The organism is Vampirovibrio chlorellavorus (assembly GCF_003149375.1).
GTDB classification, from domain to species: domain Bacteria; phylum Cyanobacteriota; class Vampirovibrionia; order Vampirovibrionales; family Vampirovibrionaceae; genus Vampirovibrio; species Vampirovibrio chlorellavorus_B.
Window position 1 is genome coordinate 103835 of the sequence record NZ_QFWH01000009.1, and the last position, 20226, is coordinate 124060.

At 54.7% G+C, this 20226-nt stretch carries 20 protein-coding genes and 2 tRNA genes; 15 read left to right on the forward strand and 7 right to left on the reverse strand.

Going from position 1 to position 20226, the window contains the following annotated elements:
* Positions 1-97 precede the first annotated feature (97 nt).
* Positions 98-1036 carry a carbamate kinase gene (locus tag DF283_RS11830; RefSeq protein WP_303675084.1) on the forward strand — a complete coding sequence of 313 codons (939 nt, stop codon included), beginning with the start codon at positions 98-100 and terminating at the stop codon, positions 1034-1036.
* A 63-nt stretch (positions 1037-1099) separates the two neighbouring features.
* Positions 1100-1909, forward strand: a complete 810-nt coding sequence (locus DF283_RS11835) for an undecaprenyl-diphosphate phosphatase (RefSeq protein ID WP_303675085.1) — start codon at positions 1100-1102, stop codon at positions 1907-1909.
* A gap of 24 nt (positions 1910-1933) precedes the next feature.
* Here DF283_RS11835 and DF283_RS11840 read toward each other — a convergent pair whose 3' ends face one another.
* The gene (locus DF283_RS11840; RefSeq protein WP_303675086.1) at positions 1934-2752 is read right to left on the reverse strand and encodes a tetratricopeptide repeat protein; all 819 of its coding nucleotides are present in this window, start codon (positions 2750-2752) and stop codon (positions 1934-1936) included.
* Between the two features lie 93 nt (positions 2753-2845).
* On the opposite strand from DF283_RS11840, the gene rpsO reads away from it, so the two are divergent.
* The 8 genes from rpsO to DF283_RS11880 all read left to right on the forward strand — a co-directional run bounded on the left by rpsO (position 2846) and on the right by DF283_RS11880 (position 10355).
* Positions 2846-3118 (forward strand): 30S ribosomal protein S15, encoded by a 273-nt coding sequence (gene rpsO / locus DF283_RS11845; protein WP_303675087.1) that lies wholly within the window; start codon positions 2846-2848, stop codon positions 3116-3118.
* 205 nt (positions 3119-3323) lie between these two features.
* Positions 3324-5510: a polyribonucleotide nucleotidyltransferase gene (gene pnp / locus DF283_RS11850; protein ID WP_303675088.1), complete on the forward strand. Its 2187-nt coding sequence runs from the start codon at positions 3324-3326 to the stop codon at positions 5508-5510.
* Positions 5491-6936 carry an aminotransferase class I/II-fold pyridoxal phosphate-dependent enzyme gene (locus DF283_RS11855; RefSeq protein ID WP_303675089.1) on the forward strand — a complete coding sequence of 482 codons (1446 nt, stop codon included), beginning with the start codon at positions 5491-5493 and terminating at the stop codon, positions 6934-6936. The genes pnp and DF283_RS11855 overlap by 20 nt, the downstream gene beginning before the upstream one ends.
* 195 nt (positions 6937-7131) lie before the next feature.
* Positions 7132-7374: a hypothetical protein gene (locus DF283_RS11860; RefSeq protein WP_303675090.1), complete on the forward strand. Its 243-nt coding sequence runs from the start codon at positions 7132-7134 to the stop codon at positions 7372-7374.
* A gap of 369 nt (positions 7375-7743) precedes the next feature.
* Positions 7744-8442 (forward strand): hypothetical protein, encoded by a 699-nt coding sequence (locus DF283_RS11865; protein ID WP_303675091.1) that lies wholly within the window; start codon positions 7744-7746, stop codon positions 8440-8442.
* Positions 8443-8570: 128 nt separating this feature from the next.
* Positions 8571-9089, forward strand: coding sequence for a Spy/CpxP family protein refolding chaperone (locus DF283_RS11870; protein ID WP_303675093.1), 519 nt, complete (start codon positions 8571-8573; stop codon positions 9087-9089).
* A 55-nt stretch (positions 9090-9144) separates the two neighbouring features.
* The gene (locus tag DF283_RS11875) at positions 9145-9735 is read left to right on the forward strand and encodes an RNA polymerase sigma factor (RefSeq protein ID WP_303675094.1); all 591 of its coding nucleotides are present in this window, start codon (positions 9145-9147) and stop codon (positions 9733-9735) included.
* Complete coding sequence (locus DF283_RS11880) at positions 9732-10355, forward strand: cupin domain-containing protein (protein WP_303675095.1); 624 nt, start codon at positions 9732-9734, stop codon at positions 10353-10355. The genes DF283_RS11875 and DF283_RS11880 overlap by 4 nt, the downstream gene beginning before the upstream one ends.
* A 7-nt stretch (positions 10356-10362) precedes the next feature.
* On the opposite strand, the gene DF283_RS11885 is transcribed toward DF283_RS11880, so the two are convergent.
* From DF283_RS11885 to DF283_RS11895, 3 genes are all read right to left on the reverse strand, one after another.
* A complete protein-coding gene (locus DF283_RS11885) occupies positions 10363-11208 on the reverse strand; it encodes a carbohydrate ABC transporter permease (protein WP_303675096.1) in 846 nt (281 codons plus the stop codon).
* On the reverse strand, positions 11205-12149 hold the full coding sequence (locus DF283_RS11890; protein ID WP_303675097.1) for a carbohydrate ABC transporter permease: 945 nt from the start codon (positions 12147-12149) through the stop codon (positions 11205-11207). The genes DF283_RS11885 and DF283_RS11890 overlap by 4 nt, the downstream gene beginning before the upstream one ends.
* Positions 12150-12333: 184 nt before the next feature.
* On the reverse strand, positions 12334-12771 hold the full coding sequence (locus DF283_RS11895; protein WP_303675098.1) for a winged helix-turn-helix transcriptional regulator: 438 nt from the start codon (positions 12769-12771) through the stop codon (positions 12334-12336).
* A gap of 222 nt (positions 12772-12993) precedes the next feature.
* On the opposite strand from DF283_RS11895, the gene DF283_RS11900 reads away from it, so the two are divergent.
* The gene (locus tag DF283_RS11900) at positions 12994-13149 is read left to right on the forward strand and encodes a hypothetical protein (RefSeq protein WP_303675099.1); all 156 of its coding nucleotides are present in this window, start codon (positions 12994-12996) and stop codon (positions 13147-13149) included.
* 2 nt (positions 13150-13151) lie between these two features.
* Here the strand turns inward: DF283_RS11900 and DF283_RS11905 are convergent, their stop codons facing one another.
* Both DF283_RS11905 and DF283_RS11910 read right to left on the reverse strand, forming a co-directional pair.
* The gene (locus tag DF283_RS11905; protein ID WP_303675100.1) at positions 13152-15806 is read right to left on the reverse strand and encodes a hypothetical protein; all 2655 of its coding nucleotides are present in this window, start codon (positions 15804-15806) and stop codon (positions 13152-13154) included.
* 167 nt (positions 15807-15973) lie between these two features.
* Positions 15974-17305: a nucleotidyltransferase family protein gene (locus tag DF283_RS11910; RefSeq protein ID WP_303675101.1), complete on the reverse strand. Its 1332-nt coding sequence runs from the start codon at positions 17303-17305 to the stop codon at positions 15974-15976.
* Positions 17306-17667: 362 nt separating this feature from the next.
* Here DF283_RS11910 and DF283_RS11915 point away from each other — a divergent pair, with 362 nt between their 5' ends.
* From DF283_RS11915 to DF283_RS11930, 4 genes are all read left to right on the forward strand, one after another.
* Positions 17668-17889 (forward strand): hypothetical protein, encoded by a 222-nt coding sequence (locus DF283_RS11915; protein ID WP_303675102.1) that lies wholly within the window; start codon positions 17668-17670, stop codon positions 17887-17889.
* Positions 17890-17999: 110 nt separating this feature from the next.
* Positions 18000-18076: transfer RNA gene (locus tag DF283_RS11920), tRNA-Pro, on the forward strand.
* A gap of 56 nt (positions 18077-18132) precedes the next feature.
* A tRNA-Gly gene (locus DF283_RS11925) sits at positions 18133-18208 on the forward strand.
* Between the two features lie 377 nt (positions 18209-18585).
* Positions 18586-19110 carry a carboxypeptidase-like regulatory domain-containing protein gene (locus tag DF283_RS11930; RefSeq protein ID WP_303675103.1) on the forward strand — a complete coding sequence of 175 codons (525 nt, stop codon included), beginning with the start codon at positions 18586-18588 and terminating at the stop codon, positions 19108-19110.
* Between the two features lie 194 nt (positions 19111-19304).
* Here DF283_RS11930 and DF283_RS11935 read toward each other — a convergent pair.
* The coding region (locus DF283_RS11935; protein WP_303675104.1) for a hypothetical protein at positions 19305-20226 on the reverse strand (922 nt) is incomplete at its 5' end.

Genomic DNA, 20226 nt, shown 5'->3' on the forward strand with positions numbered 1-20226 from the left:
CAGCGCCAACGGAAAGCCCGCGGCCATTGCCCAAGAGAGAGTTACCAGACAGACGGCCAATCAAACCGGCTTGAGTGGAAATAGTGAGCGTGTGCGCATGGAATCGGTCTTAATCGCCATTGGGGGAAACGCCCTTTACAACAAGCAAAGCGGGGATAACCTCAACCCCAGAATGGTGCAAGCGGTTTGCCAAAAAATCGTGCAGGTTTACCAAAGCGGCTACTTGCCGGTCATCACCTTTGGCAACGGCCCTCAAGTGGGCAACCTGCTGGATATGGCCGAAACTTCCGCCCGGCTGTTTGAGAACCCGGTCACCCTGGACACTTGCGTCTCCTGGACGCAGGGGGAGATTGGCTACTGGCTGACCCGGGAACTGAACCGCCAACTGTTGTCTCAAGGCATCGAAACGCCCATTATGGCCGTGAATACGTTGGTGGAAGTCGATCCCGCCGATCCGGCCTTTCAGAAGCCCACCAAGCCGGTGGGTCGCTTCATCAGCGCCGATGAAGCCCAGCGTCTCTATGATGAACGGGGCTGGATCATTGGCCCGGACGCCAACCGGGGCTATCGGCGTATGGTTCCCTCACCCCGGCCCTTACGCATTCTGGAAGCTGACCCCATTCAGGCCCTGATTGCCCAGCAGGCCATTGTTCTCTGTTGCGGCGGCGGGGGGATTCCGGTGTACCGGAAAGAGGGTGTTCTGCAAGGCATCGAGGCGGTCATCGACAAGGACTTCACCTCCTGCCTGCTGGCCAAGACCCTGAAAATCGAGAATCTGATCATCTGCACCGAGGTGGAAAACGTCTACCTGAACTTCGGGCAACCCAATCAGCAGACTCTGGGCCGCTTATCGCTGGATGAAGCGGAACGCTACTTTGCGGAGGGGCACTTTGGGGCGGGCAGCATGGGACCTAAAGTGGCGGCCATGATTGACTACGTCAAACACGGCGGAAAGCGGGCCTTTATCACCAGTCTGGAAAAAACCGTGGAAGCCTTGGCTGGACAGGCGGGCACTGAAATTCACGCGGGCATTTAAAGTGAGAATCCGTTGATGGCTGAGTTGATTATTAGCTGAGTTTATTACCAAAGGACCGAGCGAATGGAACTGATTCATAGCCTGATTTTAGGTATTGTGGAAGGGGTCACCGAGTTTCTACCCATCTCTTCCACCGGGCACATGATTTTAACCAGCTACCTGCTGGGCATTCAGGGCGAGGTGGTCAACGCCTTTGAGGTGTTCATCCAGTTGGGGGCCATTTTGGCCGTGGTGGTGCTGTATCGGCACCGCTTTGCCTGTCTGTTCGATTTTAAAACACCGGGCGGTGGCTTCCGAGGAATCCAGGGCTGGCTGATGCTTGCGGTGACTTCACTGCCCATTCTGGTGCTGGGCAAACTGCTGGAGCATACCATTAAAAGCCATCTTTTTAACCCGCTTACCGTGTCCTGGGCCTTGGCCCTGGGTGGCGTCGTTCTGATTGTTATTGAGCGGCTGCGTTTCCAGCAGGCCATCACTTCTCTGGATGAACTGGACGTGAAAAGCGCGTTCAAAATTGGGTTGTTTCAATGTGCTGCCCTCTGTCCCGGAGTCTCTCGGGCTGCCAGCACCATTATCGGGGGCCTGTTTAACGGGCTGCCGCGCACCGTGGCCGCCGAATATTCCTTTTTGGCCGCCGTGCCCATTATGATGATCGTTTGCCTGAAGGATTTGCTGGAAATCTGGGACAAACTGAGCCCCCATGACCTGACCGCCTTCGGGCTGGGCTTTGGGGTGGCCTTTGTGTCCGCCTTGCTGGCGGTTAAAACCTTTATTCTCATGCTGCAAAGAACCTCCATGGCCCCTTTTGGCATTTATCGCATCATCGTGGCCATTGTGTTCTTCTGGCTGCTGCAAAATCACCCGCTCTCTTAAGAAACTACCCACGCTCTTAAGAGATTAGTCGGAAGCGGCCGTGTCGATAATGGCGTTCTCTTCGGCCTGACGATCTTTTTCCGCTTGCCGGGACTCAATCTTTTCAGACAGCCCCGGGTTCATCAGCTTCATGTTCTCAATCATGTCGGTAATACGCTCTCGGGACGCCGGGTTGGTGGTAAATTCCAGGGCCTGATGACAATCCTCAATGGCCTCGTCATAGCGCTGCAATTGGGCCTCGGCGGCGCAGGTGGCGATTTGAAAGTTGACCTGCGTTTCCAAATCCTTGTCCGGAATGTACTGAAACCCTTTGTCCAGGGCGGCTAAAGCGTCCTCCTGTCGACCCAGGGCCGATAGGCTGGTGGCCAGATCGAAGTAGGTCTGATGGTTCTTTTCATCTCTTTTGAGCGCTTGCTGAAAGTTCTGGACGGCCTCTTCCTGCAGTTGGCGGCTCTCCTGCGCTTGTGAGGCGTGCTGGGCCTGATAACAAAGGATGGCTCCCCGCAGGTGATAGGTTTCAGCCAGATCGGGCCCCAGTGTTTCCGCTTGGGTCAGTTCTTTGGCCGCGTTATCCAAGTCATTGGTATACAAATACAGCCAGCCCAGGTTGATGTGCAGGCCAGGGTCCCTGGGCGCCTGTTCCAGCGCCTGATTCAGCTGCACAAAGGCTTCCTCGAAATTGCCCTGCTCAATCAGCCGCTTGGCCTTTCGCAACTCGGGACTTTCCCCGTGGACGGCGTTATTCTGGCAGCCTGTCAGGGAGCCAGCGACCACGGCCAAACTCAAACTCAGTGTTACTACCTGTTTCAAAATATTGCAAAATGCGCGATAGGGGGTAGTCATTTTTAAGGTGCTATTGTAATTTTCTTATCACCGTACATAATAGGCTCCATATTACTCGAAGTAAATCCAAAATCAAAAGGCGATAAAAGAAATATGCCCCTGACTTCTGAACAAAAAAAAGACATCTTCAAAGAGCATGCCGTCAGCGCCAATGACACCGGCAGCGCCCCCGTGCAAATTGCCATGCTCAGCAAGCGCATCAGCGAGTTGACCGAGCATCTGAAAGCCAACCGCAAGGATTTTGCCTGCCAGCGTGGTCTGCAGATTATGGTCGGTCGCCGCCGTCGCTACCTGAACTACTTCAAAAAGACTTCAACCCCGGAAGCCTACAAAGAACTGATCACCAAATTGGGTATCCGGAAGTAAAACTCCCAGAAAAACGGGCCTGGTGCCCGTTTTTCTCTTTCCAGCCCTTGGGCTTTCCGCGACGCTTTGGGAACATCTTGAGGGGAAATCCAATACCAACAGCAATTTTCGCGCTTGATGCTGACGAAGCCCCTCAAAAGGCGGTAAAATAGCTGCATCATCCACGGAATAAAACATCGAAGTATAGAAAGAAGACAAAACTCTTATGAACGAACAAATCCTGTTTCCGAATCTACAGACCAAAACTTTTAAAATTGGGGACAAAGAAGTGCATCTGGAAAGCGGACGCTTGGCCAAAGCCGCCACCGGCTCCGTGCTAGTCCGTTGCGATGACACTGTGCTTCTGGTCACCGCCACTGGTAGTGAATCTCCTCGTCCCGGCATCGACTTCTTTCCGCTGCTGGTCGATTTTGAAGAAAAAATGTACTCCGTGGGCCGTTTGCCCGGCGGTTACCTGAAGCGGGAAGGCAAGCCTTCCGACAAGGCCACCCTGACCTCTCGCCTGATTGATCGTCCCATCCGTCCCTTGTGGCCCGATGGCTACCGCAACGACGTGCAAGTGGTCTCCACCCTGATGAGCATGGATAGCAACATCCAACCGGATGTACTGGCTATTTTTGGCGCCTCTATGGCCCTGGAGCTTTCCGGTCTGCCGTTCTCCGGCCCGGTTGGTGGGGTGCGGGTGGCGCGCCTGAACGGTCAATTCATCGTGAACCCCACCTTCAAGCAAACCGAAGAAAGCGATCTGGACCTGGTGGTTGCTGGAACCGAAGACTCCATCATGATGGTGGAAGCCGGTGCCAACTTCATTTCCGAAGAAGATCTGCTGAAGGCGCTGGCTTTCGCCCACGATCACATTCGGGAGCAAGTCAAAGTCCAGCGGGAGTTCGCTGCACAGTGCGGCATCGAGAAAAAGCCTTTTGTCTTTGAACTGGAAGCCGATGTGAAAAAGGTGCTGGCTTTCGTGGAAGAAACCGCGGAAAAAGATATCTTCGCCGCCTATCACGAATTTGACCGCAGCCGCCGCAAGGAAATGCTGGAAGCCGCCAAGCAAAAAGTAAAAGGCGCTCTGGAAGCCAAAGCGGACACCGATCCCATCAAGGCCTTCCTGTTGGCCCAGCCGCTGGATTACCTGGGTGAGTCCTTCAAGAAAGTGGAAAAACGCATTATGCGCACCATGATCATTGAAGAAGGCGTGCGGGCCGACGGTCGTCGTAACGAAGATATTCGCCCCATCAACTGTCAGACCGGCATTCTGCCCCGTGTACACGGCAGCGGTCTTTTCACCCGCGGCAATACTCAGGCCCTCTCTGTGGCTACGCTGGGTTCCCCGGGCGAAGCGCAGCGTCTGGATGGCGTGGATCCGCAAACCGAGAAGCGCTGGATGCACCATTACACTTTCCCGGGTTACTCCGTGGGCGAAGTGAAGCCCATGCGGGGTGCGGGCCGTCGGGAAATCGGTCACGGCGCGCTGGTTGAGCGTGGCATCTTGCCGGTGCTGCCCTCCAAAGAGGAATTCGGCTATACCATTCGGGTAAACTCCGACATTCTGGAATCCAACGGTTCCACCAGCATGGCTTCTACTTGCGGCGCCACACTAGCCTTGATGGATGCCGGTGTTCCCATTAAAGCCCCGGTGGGCGGGATTGCCATGGGTCTGATTAAAGAAGGCGCCAAGTCCGTAGTATTGTCCGACATCCAGGGTGTGGAAGACTTCCTGGGCGATATGGACTTCAAGGTCGTGGGCACCCGGGATGGGGTTACTGCCCTGCAAATGGACATCAAAATTCAGGGTATTTCTCTGGAAATTATGAAGACCGCCCTGGAGCAAGCCAAAGCCGGTCGTCTGACCATTCTGGACCGGATGACCGCCGTACTGGCCGCCCCTCGTAACGAGCTGTCTCCGTGGGCCCCTCGCATCATTACCCTGACCATCGACAAAGACCAGATTGGTTCTGTCATTGGGCCCGGCGGTAAAATGATCCGCTCCATCATCGATGAAACCGGTGCCACCATTGACATCGAAGACAGCGGTCTGGTCACCATCACCTCGGTGGATGGTGAAGGCGCGACCCGTGCCAAAGACATCATCGAGCGTTTGACCCGCAAGATTGAGCGTGGTCAGGTGATCATGGGCAAAGTCGTCCGCACCATCCCCATCGGTGCTTTCGTGGAACTGTTCCCGGGCAAGGATGGCATGGTCCACATTTCCCAACTGTCCCAGCAACGGGTACAGGCGGTTGAAGATGTGGTCAAAGTGGGCGATGAAGTGCTGGTCAAGGTCGTGGACATTGACGAGCGTGGTCGCATCAACCTCACCATGAAGGGTGTCAACGACGCAGAGCGCGCCCAGCATGGTCTGGAGCCCCTGAGTGCAGCCAGCCCCAACTAAGACAACAGTAGAAACGCGTCAACCGGGGTCTCCTCTGGTTGACGCGTTAAAAACCTATGACCGGCAGAACCGCAGGCGCTTCCATGTGCCAGCCCATGCCGGTCAATGCTTATATGAAGATTCTACAATCTGGAATCAGCCGTTTCGTTACGATTTAACCGAGCTGGATGGCCTGGATGTTTTATCGGAGCCGGATGGGGCGATTTCAGAAGCCCAACAGCGTATGGCCAGCTTGTTCGGGGTGGCCCATAGCTTTATGCTGATTAACGGGGCTTCGGTGGGATTGATGGCGGCCATGCTTTGCGTGGCCCAGCCCGGGGCCAAGGTGCTGATTCCCCGCAACGCCCACCGGGCCGTTTTAAGTGGACTGATCGTATCGGGCGCTGAACCGGTTTGGTTTTTGCCCAGCCATTTGCCCCAGTGGGACTTATGGGGCTCCGTGACCGTCGAGCAAGTTCAAACCCAGCTCGTTCTACACTCGGACGCCACCGCTCTATTCCTGACCTCGCCCACCTATGAAGGACTGGGCAGTGATATTCCGGCCATCGCCCGGCTGTGTAAGGTCCACGGAGTAGCGCTGGTGGTGGATGAAGCCCATGGCAGCCTGTGGCCCCTGAGCGAGCAACTGCCCGTCTCTGCCTGCCACAGTGGGGCGGATGTGGTCATTCATTCCCTGCACAAAAGCGGGGGTAGCCTGACCCAAAGCGCCTTGGCCCACTTAACAAAAGACTCTTGCGTGGATCCCACCCTATTTCAGCAGGCCCTGAATACCCTGCAAAGTACCAGCCCCTCCTATTTGCTGATGGCCAGCCTGGATGCGGCCTGCGACTTTCTGGGAAGCACCGCTGGGCAGACCCGAATCGAATGGTTATTGTCGCAAGTGCAGCTGCTTCGACGCACTTTACAAACCAGCCTGAGCCAAATAAAACTGTATCAGCCTCAGGGAACAGCCGCCCAATTCTGGGACCCCTGCAAGTTTTATCTCAGCCATCCGCTACAAACTGGCGAAGACTGGGGCGCCCGTGTGGAAGAGACGCACCAATTGGCCTATGAATCGGCCAAACCAGGTGGTGTGCTGTATCTGGCCAATCTGGGCCTGACCGAAGCCGATTTTGCGGCCTTCCAGGCAATCCTGATGGCAGAGGATGAAGCGCTATGTGCAGCCGAACGCCCGCCCGCCCCGCTGTGGGAAGAGGCCATCGATAGCGCCGAGGTTTGCTTGCCGCAGATGGCTTTATTCCCCCGCGAAGCCTTTTTCCGCAAAGGACACAAAGTTCCCATCACAGCGGCACTCCACCGAATCGCCAAGGAAACGGTGGTACATTGCCCGCCGGGCATCCCCGTGTTAATGCCCGGTGAACGCATACAGAAGGCCCACCTGCCCTTGCTGCCGGAGGCCGGGGTGTGGGTGGTCGCTGAGCCTTAGACCCGCCCCTTCCAATGTCAATCGTTCTGTCTATTTATAACTAAGGCAGCTTTCACTGTTTTTATACCCAAAGGCCTAAATCGCTTGCCCGATGAAGCACGAAACAAGCGAGGTCATGATGGGGTTACAAGTCCCGCATGATTCATCAGGAACACGTGGAAAACCGCTTCAAGTGGTTTCAGAAAGGGGTGTCGTGTGTCGAAAGAGAAACAGTCTCATGTCATTCGCCAATTGGCCTGGATTCGGGAGAATAGCACCCCGGAAACGCCACAAATTCACCGGGAGCGACAACTCCGACAATCGCTGGACATTATGAACCAACTCATCAACGAAAACGCCCATCGCCCCGAATCCATCCATCTGCTGCGGAAAATCCTGCGGGAGCGGGCCGAACTGCAAGTCATCCGGCACGACGATGAAACTAGCCTATCCGGCTGATTTTTAATTCAAATTCAAAAAAGCCGTTGCGAGCCAATCCCGTCATGGGGGATAATAGATGCAATCCCTGGATGTGGTTCGATGTCTTGACTCTACCCGCCATAATCGGGAGTCCTGATAACGCGATGGCATCACCGTATACCAACCTTGCGCCAGCAAGCCTGTTGGAAACCTCGATGACCACGGAGGACACCCACCTGTTGAGAAAACAGGAGGCCAAGACATCACCACGCAAAGTCCAGGGATTACCCTTTTCTTCAGTGAAATTGATCCTAAAAGAGCTGGCGGCGCGGGGAATTTTAAAGGCCCTCCCGTCGATGAAAATCCACTATAATAAACGGTAGTGGAAGCAGCGTGTTGGGTGAGTGCGTGAGAAATCTGGCGGCCAAATTTGCCATTTTATCGGCCCCCTGGGAAGCGGACGGGCGGGCAGATACCCAAGCCTATCTGGATTTGAGCCTCCCGGAGATGCTCAGTCGGTATCAGGCCTTGGTAGGCCCGGAAAACTGGGGGGTGGTGCTGTTTGGCTTCTCCGATCAGGCCGTATTGGACATTCTGGATGAAGAATTTGAGATTGATATGGAGCGAAACGTCCTGCTGTTTCGCAAAACCTATCTGGATGGTCGCAGTATCCGGCTGGCCGGGGCCGGGCGGGCCTCCAGCGAAAGCTACCCCTTTACCGACACCGAATTAAAGCTGGTGGACAATCTGGCCCGCTGGCTGCTGGAGGCCACCCGTTCCCTCTACCGGGGCGATCTGGGTGAGGCGCGTTTGCGGGATATTCAGGAAGAGTACGCCGAGAATTTCAGGGTGTACGCCTGTAAAGCGGTGTCTCACTATGAAGTGGGGGAGGCTGAAGCCCTACTGCGCTCCCTGTTTGGTTCAGTGAAAGCCATGACCGCCTTTTGTCATTCGTTAACCGTGGATGCCCTGTTCAAGGGCGATGCGGCCAAAATGCTGTTTGGGGAGCAGTCCGGGTATCATCAGGCCTGGTTGCGCAAGCAGGTGTTTCGGCACATGATGTCTAAAACCGTTGAAACCTACATCAGCGCCTGCCTGCTGGATTAAGTTCCGCCTCGCTTGTCGTTCTTTCGCTTGAAATCCCTGTCGGGCTTTATAATACTTGTCGAACGCTTCTGAAACTTTTTAGGAGGCTGGCGTGTATTATAGTTGTCCCTACCAATCAGGAGATCAGCATGTGTAACCGGATGCCATCGCAAAAGCTGGCTGTTCTGGCGCTACCACTGGCCTTGCTGTTGAATTTGCTACCGGTTTCAGCCTCCGCAGATCCATCCAGTCAGGGCGGGCGTGTGCAGGGTCAGGCTGGCCACGCTGCCAGTCACTCCCCCGATGAGCGACATCAGCAAATGATGAAGGAACTGGGCCTCAGTCCAGAGCAAGGACAAAAGGTCAAAAGTGCCATGGAGCAAGGACGCGCTCAAAGCCAGCCGTTAAGAGAGCAGCTCAAAACCAAGCGCAAGGCCATGATGCAGTACCTGCAGACGCCCAACGCCACCGAAGCGGGGGCACGCACCCTGAACAGCGATATTAATGATCTGCAACGACGACTCAGTGAAATTCGCCTGAAAACCTGGTTCAGCATACGTTCCCAACTCAACCCGGAGCAATTGCAGAAACTTCAGGCCCTCAAGGCCAAACATTGGGCTCAGCGTTCCAATGCGGGTGGGCGTTCGCACTCGCCCGAGGATTACTAAGCTCACTGCCCATTGTGACTCCTGTCTGTTCTGTTGACGCCAAGCCGGCCCTGCGATGACCCAGACCTTCCCTCTCAACCCGGTACTGCAGCCCGAGGATTCTGCATTCATTGACCGCACCCTGTGCGGGGATCAAAAGGCGTTCTCCCAACTGATGCAACGTTATCTCCCAGCCGTTTACAACTACCTGTACCGAATGACCCAGAACCATGAAATCAGCGAAGAAATTGCCCAGGAGGCCTTTGTGAAAGCCTACCAGAATCTGAAAAACTTTGACCGCCAACGGCCCTTTAAGCCCTGGATTCTTCGCATCGCCTCCAACGCGGCCATCAGCCAGTTGCGGAAGCAGTCCAAGCTGGTTTCCCTGAACGCCATGGAGGAAGCGGGCACCTGGACCGAGACGGAGCATCAAACCGCCGAGGATCTCGTCGTTCAACTGGAACGCAAGCTCTCCACCGAAGAAGTGCTGACGGCCCTGCAAACACTGGATGACAAATATCGACAAGCCCTGCTGCTGCGTTACCAGCAAGATCTCAGCTACGAAGCCGTGGCCGAGACGCTGGGCGTTCCCCTCAACACCGTGCGCACCTGGATTAAGCGCGGCACCGAAAAGCTGAAACAAGCCGTAAAGGAGATGGCCTCATGACCACGCCCGTGCAGCCACCCAAACACCCCCAACCCACCTGTGAACAGGCTCAGGACCTCATATTCAGCCTACAGGAAGGAGAACCGGTTTCGGACTCAGCGCGAACCGGCTTATCCGACCACTTAGCCCAATGCGCCGTTTGTCAGGCTTACCAGAATGATTTGCGGCAACTCACCGCAACCATGAGCGATCTGGAGCCTGTGGCGGTTCCCGTGGGGCTGGCCGATCGCATTCTGGCCCAAATCGCCGAAACCGAAACAACGGCAGCACCGGCCACACCGCTTTCCTCACAGCGATTGCGCTGGCAGAAGTTCACGCCCGTGGCGGCAGCCGTGCTGATTCTGGCCATTGCCGTGCCTCTGCTCATGCCCAATCGTCCAGAGGCTTTGATTGACCCCACCGCATCGACGCTGCAGGCGGATGCTCAATCAGCCACCGACTTGGGCACCAGCGTACCCCGGGAAAGCGTTTCCTCCCAAGACGGGCACTCTGCTTCAATAGAGGGAACTCAACTGGCCCAGGGCGGTGGCGCTTTGAAGATTGGCCTGAAGCAAACGTATGCTAGCGAAACTGAAAACGACATGTACTACGATCCGGTGAGTACGCTGGTGGGCTTTTAGGCCCCTGCTAGCCTTTCACCGCCCCGCTGGTGGCCCCGGACACAAAGTACTTTTGCAGGGCAAAGAAAAAGACCAGCATGGGCACCATGGACAGCAAAGTCCCTGCGGCAATCAGCTTCCAGTCCGCGCTAAAGGTGCTTTGCAACTGTACCAGCCCCACGGGCAGGGTAAAGTGACTGGGCTCTGAGAGGATAATGCTGGGCCACAGGAATTCTCCCCAGGTGGCCATAAAGGCAAACACGGCCAGCGTGGCCAAGGTGGGCCGAATCAGAGGGAGCAGCACATGCCACAGAATTTGCAGACTGTTGCACCCATCCAGCACCGCCGATTCTTCCAGCTCCTTGGGCAAAGTGACCAGCGCCTGCCTTACAAAAAAGATGCCAAACCCACTGACCGCAAAGGGCAGCACCAGCCCCAGCCACCCATTTACCCAACCGGCGGCGTCGGTCAGGTTCAGCTTCAGGCAAATTAAATACAGGGGAATCATCAGCACCTGAAAGGGAATCATCATGGTGGCCAGAATACTGAAAAAGATGGCGTTTTGCCCCTTAAACCGCATGCGGGCCAAGGGATAAGCGGCCATCACACTCAGGCTGATGTTAAACACAATGGTCAGCACGGTCACCACGATGCTATTGATGAAGAACCAGGGCATGGGCACCTTTTGCCACACGCTGATAAAGTTTTGCAGGGTTGGTTGGGTCGGAATAAATTGGGGCGGATAGGCAAACACGTTTTCGGCAGGGCTTTTAAGGGCCGTGGACAGCAGCCATAGGAACGGAAAGACGGAAAGCAGCACCAGCAGGCTTAATAACAGATATTGGAGGCTTTGCTTGAGCGTGATGGATTTCATCCGGCCGTGTCCCCTACCGTTAACTGACCGGTAGTCAGGCCACTGGGAGGCTTCTTGGCAGAAGCGGGCTTGATTGGCTTGGGCGTGTTGTCGTCTTTGGGCGACAGTTTCATTTCCAGCAGGCTAAAGGCCAGCAAAATCAACATCAGGACAATGCCCGCCGCACTGGCGATGCCCAAATCCAGATTTTCAAAGGCTCGCTCGTAAATGTAATACACCAGCGTTTTGGTGGCCCCCACCGGGCCGCCCCGGGTCATCACATAAATTTCCGTGAACACCTTCAGGCTACCAATGGTGCTAATAATGCCCACCATAACCATGGTAGGCTGCAAGTGGGGCAAGGTAACGTGCCAGTGCTTCTGCCACAGGTTGGCCCCATCAATCTCGGCGGCCTCGTATAAATCCGAAGAGAGGCTTTGCAAATGGGCCAGATACATCATCATGTAGTAGGCCAGTCCCTTCCACACCACCACGATCATCACGCTATACAGGGCAATGTCCGGGCTAACCAACCAACCCACCTTGGGCAGATGGAACAGGGACAGGAACCAGTTGAGCAAGCCATCATCGGCATACAGCCAGCGCCAGGCAATGCCCACCACCACCATGGAAATGACCACGGGAATGTAAATCAGGCTGCGGAAAATGGCGATTCCCTTGAGCTTGCCGTTGAGCAGCAAGGCCAAAAAGATGGGCAGCAGCACCATGGCCGGAACCACTCCCAGCAAAAACACAAAGGTATTGCGCAGGGCATTCCAGAACGGGGCAGAATGGGCGAGTCGGGCGTAATTCAGCAAGCCCACAAAGCTGGGATGGTAAATATCCCGGGAATAATCGGACAAACTGATGCCAAAAGCCATGATCAGGGGCAGAAAAAAGAAACTGACCATGAATATAGCCGGCAAAATCAGGTACAAATAGGGGGTCTGCTTACGAAACATGGGGCCTGATGAATACTCTCTCTGTCCCTACTATTCTAGCGGATTCACGCATAACAGCGCCAACTTTCCCATTCGTCATCCCTAAAAAAAACAGGGTAAAATCCGCTTAAAACCAGCACCACAGCGGGTCCGACAAGAACACAAGGCGCATGTCAAACCAGAGGGTCCCTCTATACAAATCGTTTCAGGATTCGGTGGAAGGGGCGTACGGAAACCAGCGATTGACCCAGGTTTCCAGATGGTTCAAGGTGCTGGCCAAATCCCGCCCCCGCTCGGTCAACTCGTACTCCACCTTGGGCGGGATGGTGGGGAACTGGTGTCGGTTGATCAGACGAAACTTTTCCAGGTGCTTCAGCCGGGCGCTGAGGGTGCGGGGGGAAATCCCCGTGATTTGCTGCTCCAGCTCCACAAAGCGCTGACGCTCCAGTTGGTAAAGCAAGTGGATAATCTGGAAGGAATACTTGTCGCCAATCAGCTCCATGGCCCGCTCAATAGGCGATTCCACGCCATAAAGACCAGCGTGCATCAAACGGTTCAGGTTTTCCGTGACATCCTGTAGCGATTGGGCCTCAATCGTTTGCTCTGTAAGGTTTTCAGTCATCTGATCCACCGTCTTCGACACGTATTCGTATCCTTATAAAAATTACTTTACTTGTTATAGTATAGCCACCGCCCCTATCAAGATCAATCCTTTGTCCGGGCAAGTCGGACAAAACGTAATATCCTTGAAAAACCTCACCCACCCGGGAAAAACGACATCCATGCGATGACGTGGAGTCAAAAGGCAATTTTTTAATTGTTTTGTTTTTTATTAATAGAGTTATTAAAAGCAGGCAGTGTCATCATGCAACATTCAAGGCTCAATATCGAATACGCGCTTGAATTGACAAGCCTGCTTTGTGCTTTGGTCTATCTGGCCTGTTCAGTCAGTCCACAGCCCTTGCCGGGAACCCCTACCTTGGGCTCGACACCGGTCAGTATCACCGGAACTCTGGGCTAATCCTAGTTTTGATAGGCGGTTTGCCCGACACTGGGATAAAACCGGGGCATGGTTTGCCCCACAAAGATGCCGTTAGCCGCCGCAGGCGGTAAGGCAGTCGATTTTACCCTGTTGGTCTCCCCGCTAACGGCGGTCAAACCTTCCTTTTCGCTGGCCCTTTTGACGTCTTCGTAACCCAATTGACTGGCCGTGCTGGCAATACCGGGGTTTTTATCCTTTCCGGTTAGGCGCTTGGTAATGGTGGTCTGTACATGGGGCACCAGCCAGCCCAGACAGGCCATGGTGCCTAACAAGGCAGCCGAACGGGCCGTGTAATTCAGGTTACGGTTCAGCTTGAAAAAACGATCCAGCCCCGTTTTAAGGTCCTTCTGCCCCTGCTCGGAAAGGGAGTGCAGCAGGGCGTCACTGTATTTGCCAATGGCCTCCCGCATTTTGTGGGCTCGGGCCGGATCGGCGAACACACGAGAATCCGGGGTGAACTGGCCCAGCGTCTCCTGCGCCTGCCGCAAGAATGCGCTGTTATTGACCAAGCCACCCTGCAACAATTCGCGCAACTTGTGGCTTAGGCTCTCCTCTCCGGCCTGGGTGGCCAAAGAGAACAAACGGCCCGCGTCCGGGGAGAGCAGGGTTTTCAATTGACCATGGTACTGCTCTAACAATGGTATTTCCGATTTCAGACCGGCTTTTTTGGCCTGTTCCAGCAGCGTGTTCATGCTCTGCAGAGCCTTTTCCCGGCCTTCGGTGTGCAGATCCCGCTTGGCCAAATCCGCCAGCAGAATCCCCCGGCTTTTGACCCCGTTCAGCCACTCGGCGGAGGCATCGGCTTTGCTGAAGTCAAAGCCCTTCAAGGGGTTGCGCAGGAGATTGAGGGTGCGCTGAAACACGGAGTGTGCCTGATCCAGGGCGTCCACCTGGGCCATGCCCCGCAGTCTCATTTTAAAAGCGGTCTGTTCCACCTCTCCCAGAGACTCGAAGGCCTCAGCAAAGCCCGGGGCATGCTGTTCCAGCAGGGCCACAAAGCGGTGGGGCGCGTTCAGATCAACGGCCATCCCCACGCTATGCCGAAACGCCTGCTTCAGGGCGATCCCCAGATTTTTCCGTTCTTCAGCCGCCCACTCTTTAAAGGCGCCTTGCCCCTGGCTGATTTCGGTCAACCATTCCTGCAGGGTGTCAGGCATCACACTGCCCTTGGTGTTGCGGACCCGCTCCACAAAGGCCTGAGCCTTGTCGCCGCCCAGATACACCTGCGCCTCCAGGTTCAGGAGCGTCGCCATTTTCTCGGCACTCACGGCCCGCATCTGTTTCTTGAGCCAGCTTTCGGGCAACATCAGGCCGGGGTGTCCACTTCCCTGCAAGGTGGTTTTCACGGCAGACAGGCTGTTGGCTTCTTTGAGACTATCGTGCAGGGCTTTGGCAATTTTGGGCTCCAGACTGCTGCTGGTTTTAAAAAAGCCGTCCGCGGCCATGCCCAACCCCTTCATAATGTGCGGGACCGATAAAATGTAGAAGTACAGCGAGCCCAAGTCCCGCACAATCACTTCCACAGTCTCAAAACCACTGCGTTTGCTGGCCACATAGCCCCGCCCACCGGCAATACCGGCATCCACCACCAAAATGCTGCCATAGGGGGTTTGATCCACCAAATGACCCAAGGCCTGAGTGACGGAAGATCCCCCCGAAAAATCGCCAAAGCGAAGCGGTTGCCCATGGGCTAACGGCCCCCAGGCGGCAGGGAAAGCGCTCTTGGTAGCGCCGCCTGGATTAAAGACAGGGCCCCGGTAGGGTGAATGGATGAAACTCCCGGAAGGAACGAATTGGATCGCTGGTGAATTGGATACTGGTTTAACGATGGGATTGAGTGCGTTGGCAGAAGCGCTCACTCGATTGATTTGCTGACCAAACGCATTAGGGTTCAGGCCCGTGGGCACCCCCTGCGGGGAAGCCGTGGCGCCCAGCAAGCGCGGATCGCCGAATTGGACGTTATCGCCTTCCTGTGAACGCTTTCTGCGGGACAGTTGATAGCTCATAATGGCTTTGGTTTTCAGCTGGTTAAGGGTGGGCACCACATAGGCCACCCCGGTCAAGGCCAGTCCAACACTGAACAACCAGCGGGCAGACTTCAAACGTAGGAGAGAGCTGATTTCCTTGCTGTCTTTGGCAAACAGTTCCTGGGCGGTCAAATCAACGCTTTGTAACTTCCCCCAGGGGCGGTTCCAGGCGATATCAGGACTCAAATGCTTGTATTGTGGTAAAAATCGGTTCTGACCAGACTTGAAGCGATCTTTGAGGAAATCCACCCCTTTCAGCCAGATAGCGGCGGCGGCCAACTCCTCAAAAACCCGCTCCTGCACTTCCATCCAGCCATCCCGACGGTACCCGCTCTGGGTACGGCCGGCCACCACGGCGGCTTCCAGGGGCAGTACGGCGGAAGCCCCTTCCTTGGCCGTAAACAGAAAGGTTTCTTGCAGCCACTTGGGGGCTTCTCCTCGGGCCAACACGGTGCCCACGGCATCAGCGACGCCGGAAAAACGGGGCTGCTTGCGACCTTGTGATTGTTTGCCAGACAAAGAACGGGTGGGAGCGCTGGCCGCCACCGGGTGCGTTTGAATGGATTTTTTATGAACAGGCAAAGCGCCTATCCCGGTTGGAGCAGACATGCTCTGGAGTACCTTTGGTTCAAAACCGGTTGGTGGATAAGATATCGCTTAATCTGAGAGTTTCAATGAATAAAAAGGCATCTGAAGATAATTTGATGCCATGAAAACACAAACACGATCGTTTCGTGGAAAAAAATCGCTCAAACTGGGGTAAAAAGTGAGAATTCTTAACCGGAAAAGGGAAGAGCCACCAGCACATTGCCCTGTAGAACGGCCTCTTCCGCTTCCGCCATGGCCTGTGCGCCTTCCCAGTAGACAATACCATCCCGGTAGTAGCGACTTTTTTCTGTCGGTAACGGGATCTGGACTTTACCCGCGTATAAGTCGTGGATGGTTTCCAGATATTGAACCGGGTTACCGATATCGCTCCAGTAACCCTCCACCTTTTGAGCCCAGAATGCGCCCAGTTCAGGCTGGGTCAGGCTCCGCCGCAAAATGGCCGGAAAAATGTCCATGGCAAAGTCCAGCGCCACTTCAGCGGGTACCGGAAGGCCCGCCTGTCGGGCGTTTTGCTGGGCGGTAGCCAGAGCGTCGTTATAAATTTCCACAATCAGGGGAAAACTGCGAGGCGAGAAAATATAAAAGCCGGTGTTGGCCAGCCGGGATTTGGCCTCTTCCCGCTTCGGTTTTTCCTGAAAGGCCACGATTTTACCGGATTGCCCATCGGCAGCGGACTGATCGGTCACAATAATGCCGAATTTATCCACGTCCTGCGCCTCAATCCACTGACAACCAATGGTCAGCAGGGCATTTTCAGCGATATGAGCCTCCATCAGGGCGCTAAAGTCCGCGTCGGTCACGGAATCTCCCTGAACTACCAGCAAGGGCTGATTCACATCCAGGAGAGATTGGTACTGAGGGTCTATCAGCATTTTTCGCAGTCCGCCAGCCGTACCGGACGGCTCAGACTCGTGAATATAGGCCACTTGCCCTTCCTGGCAACGGCTCAGACTGGCCATCAAGGACTCCGGCTTAAAGAAGGTGTTGACGATGATGTTGCGGAACCCGTGAGTCACCAGCCTGTTGGCAATGCACTCAATCACGCTGGAGCGCCCGGACAGCGGAACAGCGGGCTTGGAGTAGTGCGTGCTGTCTCCGGAAATGCGCTCAAACCGGGTGGCGAGGCCTGCCCCTAAAATCGTAGCCTGCATTGAATGGCTCTGGGGCGTGTGGTTCTTTGGCTCGGAGGCTTGCTTGGCGGAATTCCCGGTAATGGGCTGTCCAGCCAGCGACAGTTCAACCCCGCCCACGCAAACCGACGATCCGGGCAGGGCAAAATAATGGCCCCCGGTGGGCGAGGTCACCATGCCCATGAAGCCACCTTTTCCCCAGAAGAGTTCCACGGCGTGGGTGGCGTTTTCAAGCTGGTGAAGCCGTCCCAGGCACTGATTGGTTTGAGTGTCTATTATCTCGAAGTGAGGCTGCCGTTCCACAGGGCTTAATCTCAGGCGATTGGCCTCCATCGGGGTGTTTAAAACGCAGGAATTCAAAGCATTCATTCTGGGATAAGCCTCACTTTTTGCCCCATAACGTTTGGGCCACCCGGCATCAAAGCGCACCATCGGCACACAGGCAGGACGATTAAATATCTTACCCTGAACCCCGGCGGATTGGCACCCTGAACTTATAACCCGCTCACAGTGATCCTTGTAACAGTTTGTAACTGTCTCTATCACCATTGGGGAGAAAAGGGCAATTCTTTGGCGCGCAATTTTTTATATATAGTATATCCATCATCCAATCATCGCCACTCATCCCAAACGGTTTCCGCACAGGACCACCTGGCTGAACGAGGCTCATTCGTGAAGTGTTCAGGATGAAAGCGAGCGTGACCCGTATGCAATCAGAGTGAAAGGGGCCAATGATGCAATTCCAGCAACGTGTTGAAGAAAAAGTCCGTCAAAAGCAACTGAAGCAGTTATCGAAGCAGATTCAGGGGCTTCGGAATGAAATGGAATTTGTGGAAATTCTGGCCCAGTTCTGGCCCTTACCCAACATGTCTCAAAAAATGGAACGGCTACAGCAGCGGCTGGCCCTGCTAGATCAGCAGTATCAGGCCTATCAAACCCTGAGGGCAAGTTAACCGCGGCAAGCAAAAAAGGCCTTGTCCGACAGGGCGGCTTTACGGTCGAGAATAGACACGGTCCCAACATTGTTGTAGGATTAGCTTACTCTCTCATCAGGCTTATAAACCGGGATGTAGCGCAGCTTGGTAGCGCATCTGCTTTGGGAGCAGAGGGTCGCAGGTTCGAATCCTGTCATCCCGACCATCCTCTCTTGGTTTGTGTTGATTACTGGTTTATGGCTGATGTAACCGGTTCTCCTTGCGGGAGTAACTCAATTGGTAGAGTACTTGCCTTCCAAGCAAGATGTTGCGGGTTCGAGCCCCGTCTCCCGCTCCAAATCTTTTATCAAGCCCTTCGCTATGTCATCGCACATTTGCACGTGAACTCAAAAGCATCGTAAACTCGAAAGCATAGTGATACGAAAGTAGTGAAAAAGACCTCAGAAAACAGCCTTCGCAAAGGATTGTCCGAAATTTACACCCCCATCTCCAAAAGTTTCGGAAATTGCTCAAAAAAGGGGCATCCAATGCTGGGCAGGCTGTCTGGCCCGTGACAAGATTTCAGGCTGCCACTCGACCGGAAGCGGCCCTCGGCTCTACAATGCAGCGTCACAGCCTTTTATTGCGTGGCAGAGACTGAAGAACTTAAAGATTTAAACGACGTCCAGAGCGGAAAAGACTGTTTCACGAAAGATCGTGAAAGGAGTCTCACCCTTGAACTGGCGATGCCGCATTCTTGTTAGTAGCCTGATTCTGGCCGTGGTGGTCAGCAACTCACCGGCCTTGGCCCAGCTTGGGGTTGGCTTTGGCATTTGGGGCGGGGGTGGACATAACACTGGCTATGGCGGCTGGTTTGGAACGTCGCTATGGCCCTACCGCAGTCGTTCTATTGTCCCACTCCGGACTTCGGAAAAAAACAGGGCGGCCAACGGCTATCTGGAAGGCGTTTTGACCTTGCGCACCGTATGCCCTGAAAGTCAGTCCGAGGTAGCCTGCCCGGTGCTTTCCACTCCGCTCAGTGATATTGCCATTTCTGCGGAACCCTATGGGGCCAACCAGTGGATTACCAGCCATCCTGACGCCAATGGGCATTTTCGCCTGATTCTTGCGCCGGGCGGCTACAACCTCCGAATTCATCACCCGGACCTGACCGGGAGCGATGAAATTTTGCGACAAATTATTATTCAGCCCGGCAAAACCAGTTGGCAAAATTTTCAGCTCGAACAACCCCTGCAATAACCCCAATCGTTCTCTCAACCTCCCTGCATCATTCAGCCCCACAAAGGCACTGTCCGGGTTTGATTCGTTAGGGGCGGGGTTTTTCGCATCTCCCCTGGATGGATTGGCCGTACACAGTCGTGTTACAACACTTTTCAGCACTCGGCGGTCACACAGTTCGTGACGGGAACCCGAATGAGACGTTTCAAAGCGGTTTAGCCACCCGGGCTACAATGCGTTCCACTGTCCTGACCCTCCCCGACATTGCAGATTTGGGCTGATTTATTGTGGGTTTCGGAGACACTTTCAGCAATGTTCCTATTCACTTCACTGGGTGAGATTTCGCCATTGGCCAGCGCCATAAAAAAATAACTTGACATACTACTCAATTCACTAATCTTTCGGGTCAGGGTATCCACAACAACCCGAACGGCGGGGTCATTCAGCGCCCCACTAGCGACTGCCGCGTGGTAGGCCTCTAAAAAATCACCCGTCGCATCCCAAGCCACAGTATCTGACTGTAATGGATCCAAAGTTTTTTCATCGGCGGCGTAACCACCCAAAGGATGGGAATAGATACCACTCACGTCGTTGACGGCAATGCGTGAATCATTCTGGATAATAGCCTGATAGTCTTGAGGTGTTCGGACTTTGGCAATGGCGGCCTCCGTATGTTTTTGTAATTTGGCCAGCATATGTCCTTGATTGGCCAGATTAATCAAGTCCTGAGCCTGTTTTCCATCAATTTCACGATTGGCCACCAACTGCTTGATTAACGCTTCCAGGCTGTTGGCCAATATCGTGGTGGTGCCATTGGCCCCCAGTGTCTTGATAGTATCCTCCATGTTGTCAACGGTGTCGGGCAGGGTAATTACGGTGCCCTTCCTGGTGACAAACTTTCGGGAGCCCGGGTTCTCAGTCACCAACGGTGGTTCCAACACTGTGCTGGGACTGGTGGACTTCGGGGGCGAAGCGGATGCGGACGGCGGGGCTGTGATGGCCACCGCCGGGCCCTGTCGGCTTTCCATGTCGTCCCACAGTTTTTGCCACCACTGGCTCATCTCGCCGGTGAAGATTTCAAGACCCGCTACACAAACCACCAGAACCAGCATGCCGATCAGGGAATATTCCAGCAAT

Coding starts and splice junctions, on each gene's coding strand:
- DF283_RS11830 (WP_303675084.1), top strand. CDS start 98: ATGGAATCGGTCTTAATCGCCATTGGGGGAAACGCCCTTTACAACAAG.
- DF283_RS11835 (WP_303675085.1), top strand. CDS start 1,100: ATGGAACTGATTCATAGCCTGATTTTAGGTATTGTGGAAGGGGTCACC.
- DF283_RS11840 (WP_303675086.1), bottom strand. CDS start 2,752: ATGACTACCCCCTATCGCGCATTTTGCAATATTTTGAAACAGGTAGTA.
- rpsO (WP_303675087.1), top strand. CDS start 2,846: ATGCCCCTGACTTCTGAACAAAAAAAAGACATCTTCAAAGAGCATGCC.
- pnp (WP_303675088.1), top strand. CDS start 3,324: ATGAACGAACAAATCCTGTTTCCGAATCTACAGACCAAAACTTTTAAA.
- DF283_RS11870 (WP_303675093.1), top strand. CDS start 8,571: ATGTGTAACCGGATGCCATCGCAAAAGCTGGCTGTTCTGGCGCTACCA.
- DF283_RS11875 (WP_303675094.1), top strand. CDS start 9,145: ATGACCCAGACCTTCCCTCTCAACCCGGTACTGCAGCCCGAGGATTCT.
- DF283_RS11880 (WP_303675095.1), top strand. CDS start 9,732: ATGACCACGCCCGTGCAGCCACCCAAACACCCCCAACCCACCTGTGAA.
- DF283_RS11885 (WP_303675096.1), bottom strand. CDS start 11,208: ATGAAATCCATCACGCTCAAGCAAAGCCTCCAATATCTGTTATTAAGC.
- DF283_RS11890 (WP_303675097.1), bottom strand. CDS start 12,149: ATGTTTCGTAAGCAGACCCCCTATTTGTACCTGATTTTGCCGGCTATA.
- DF283_RS11900 (WP_303675099.1), top strand. CDS start 12,994: ATGCAACATTCAAGGCTCAATATCGAATACGCGCTTGAATTGACAAGC.
- DF283_RS11905 (WP_303675100.1), bottom strand. CDS start 15,806: ATGTCTGCTCCAACCGGGATAGGCGCTTTGCCTGTTCATAAAAAATCC.
- DF283_RS11910 (WP_303675101.1), bottom strand. CDS start 17,305: ATGAATGCTTTGAATTCCTGCGTTTTAAACACCCCGATGGAGGCCAAT.
- DF283_RS11915 (WP_303675102.1), top strand. CDS start 17,668: ATGATGCAATTCCAGCAACGTGTTGAAGAAAAAGTCCGTCAAAAGCAA.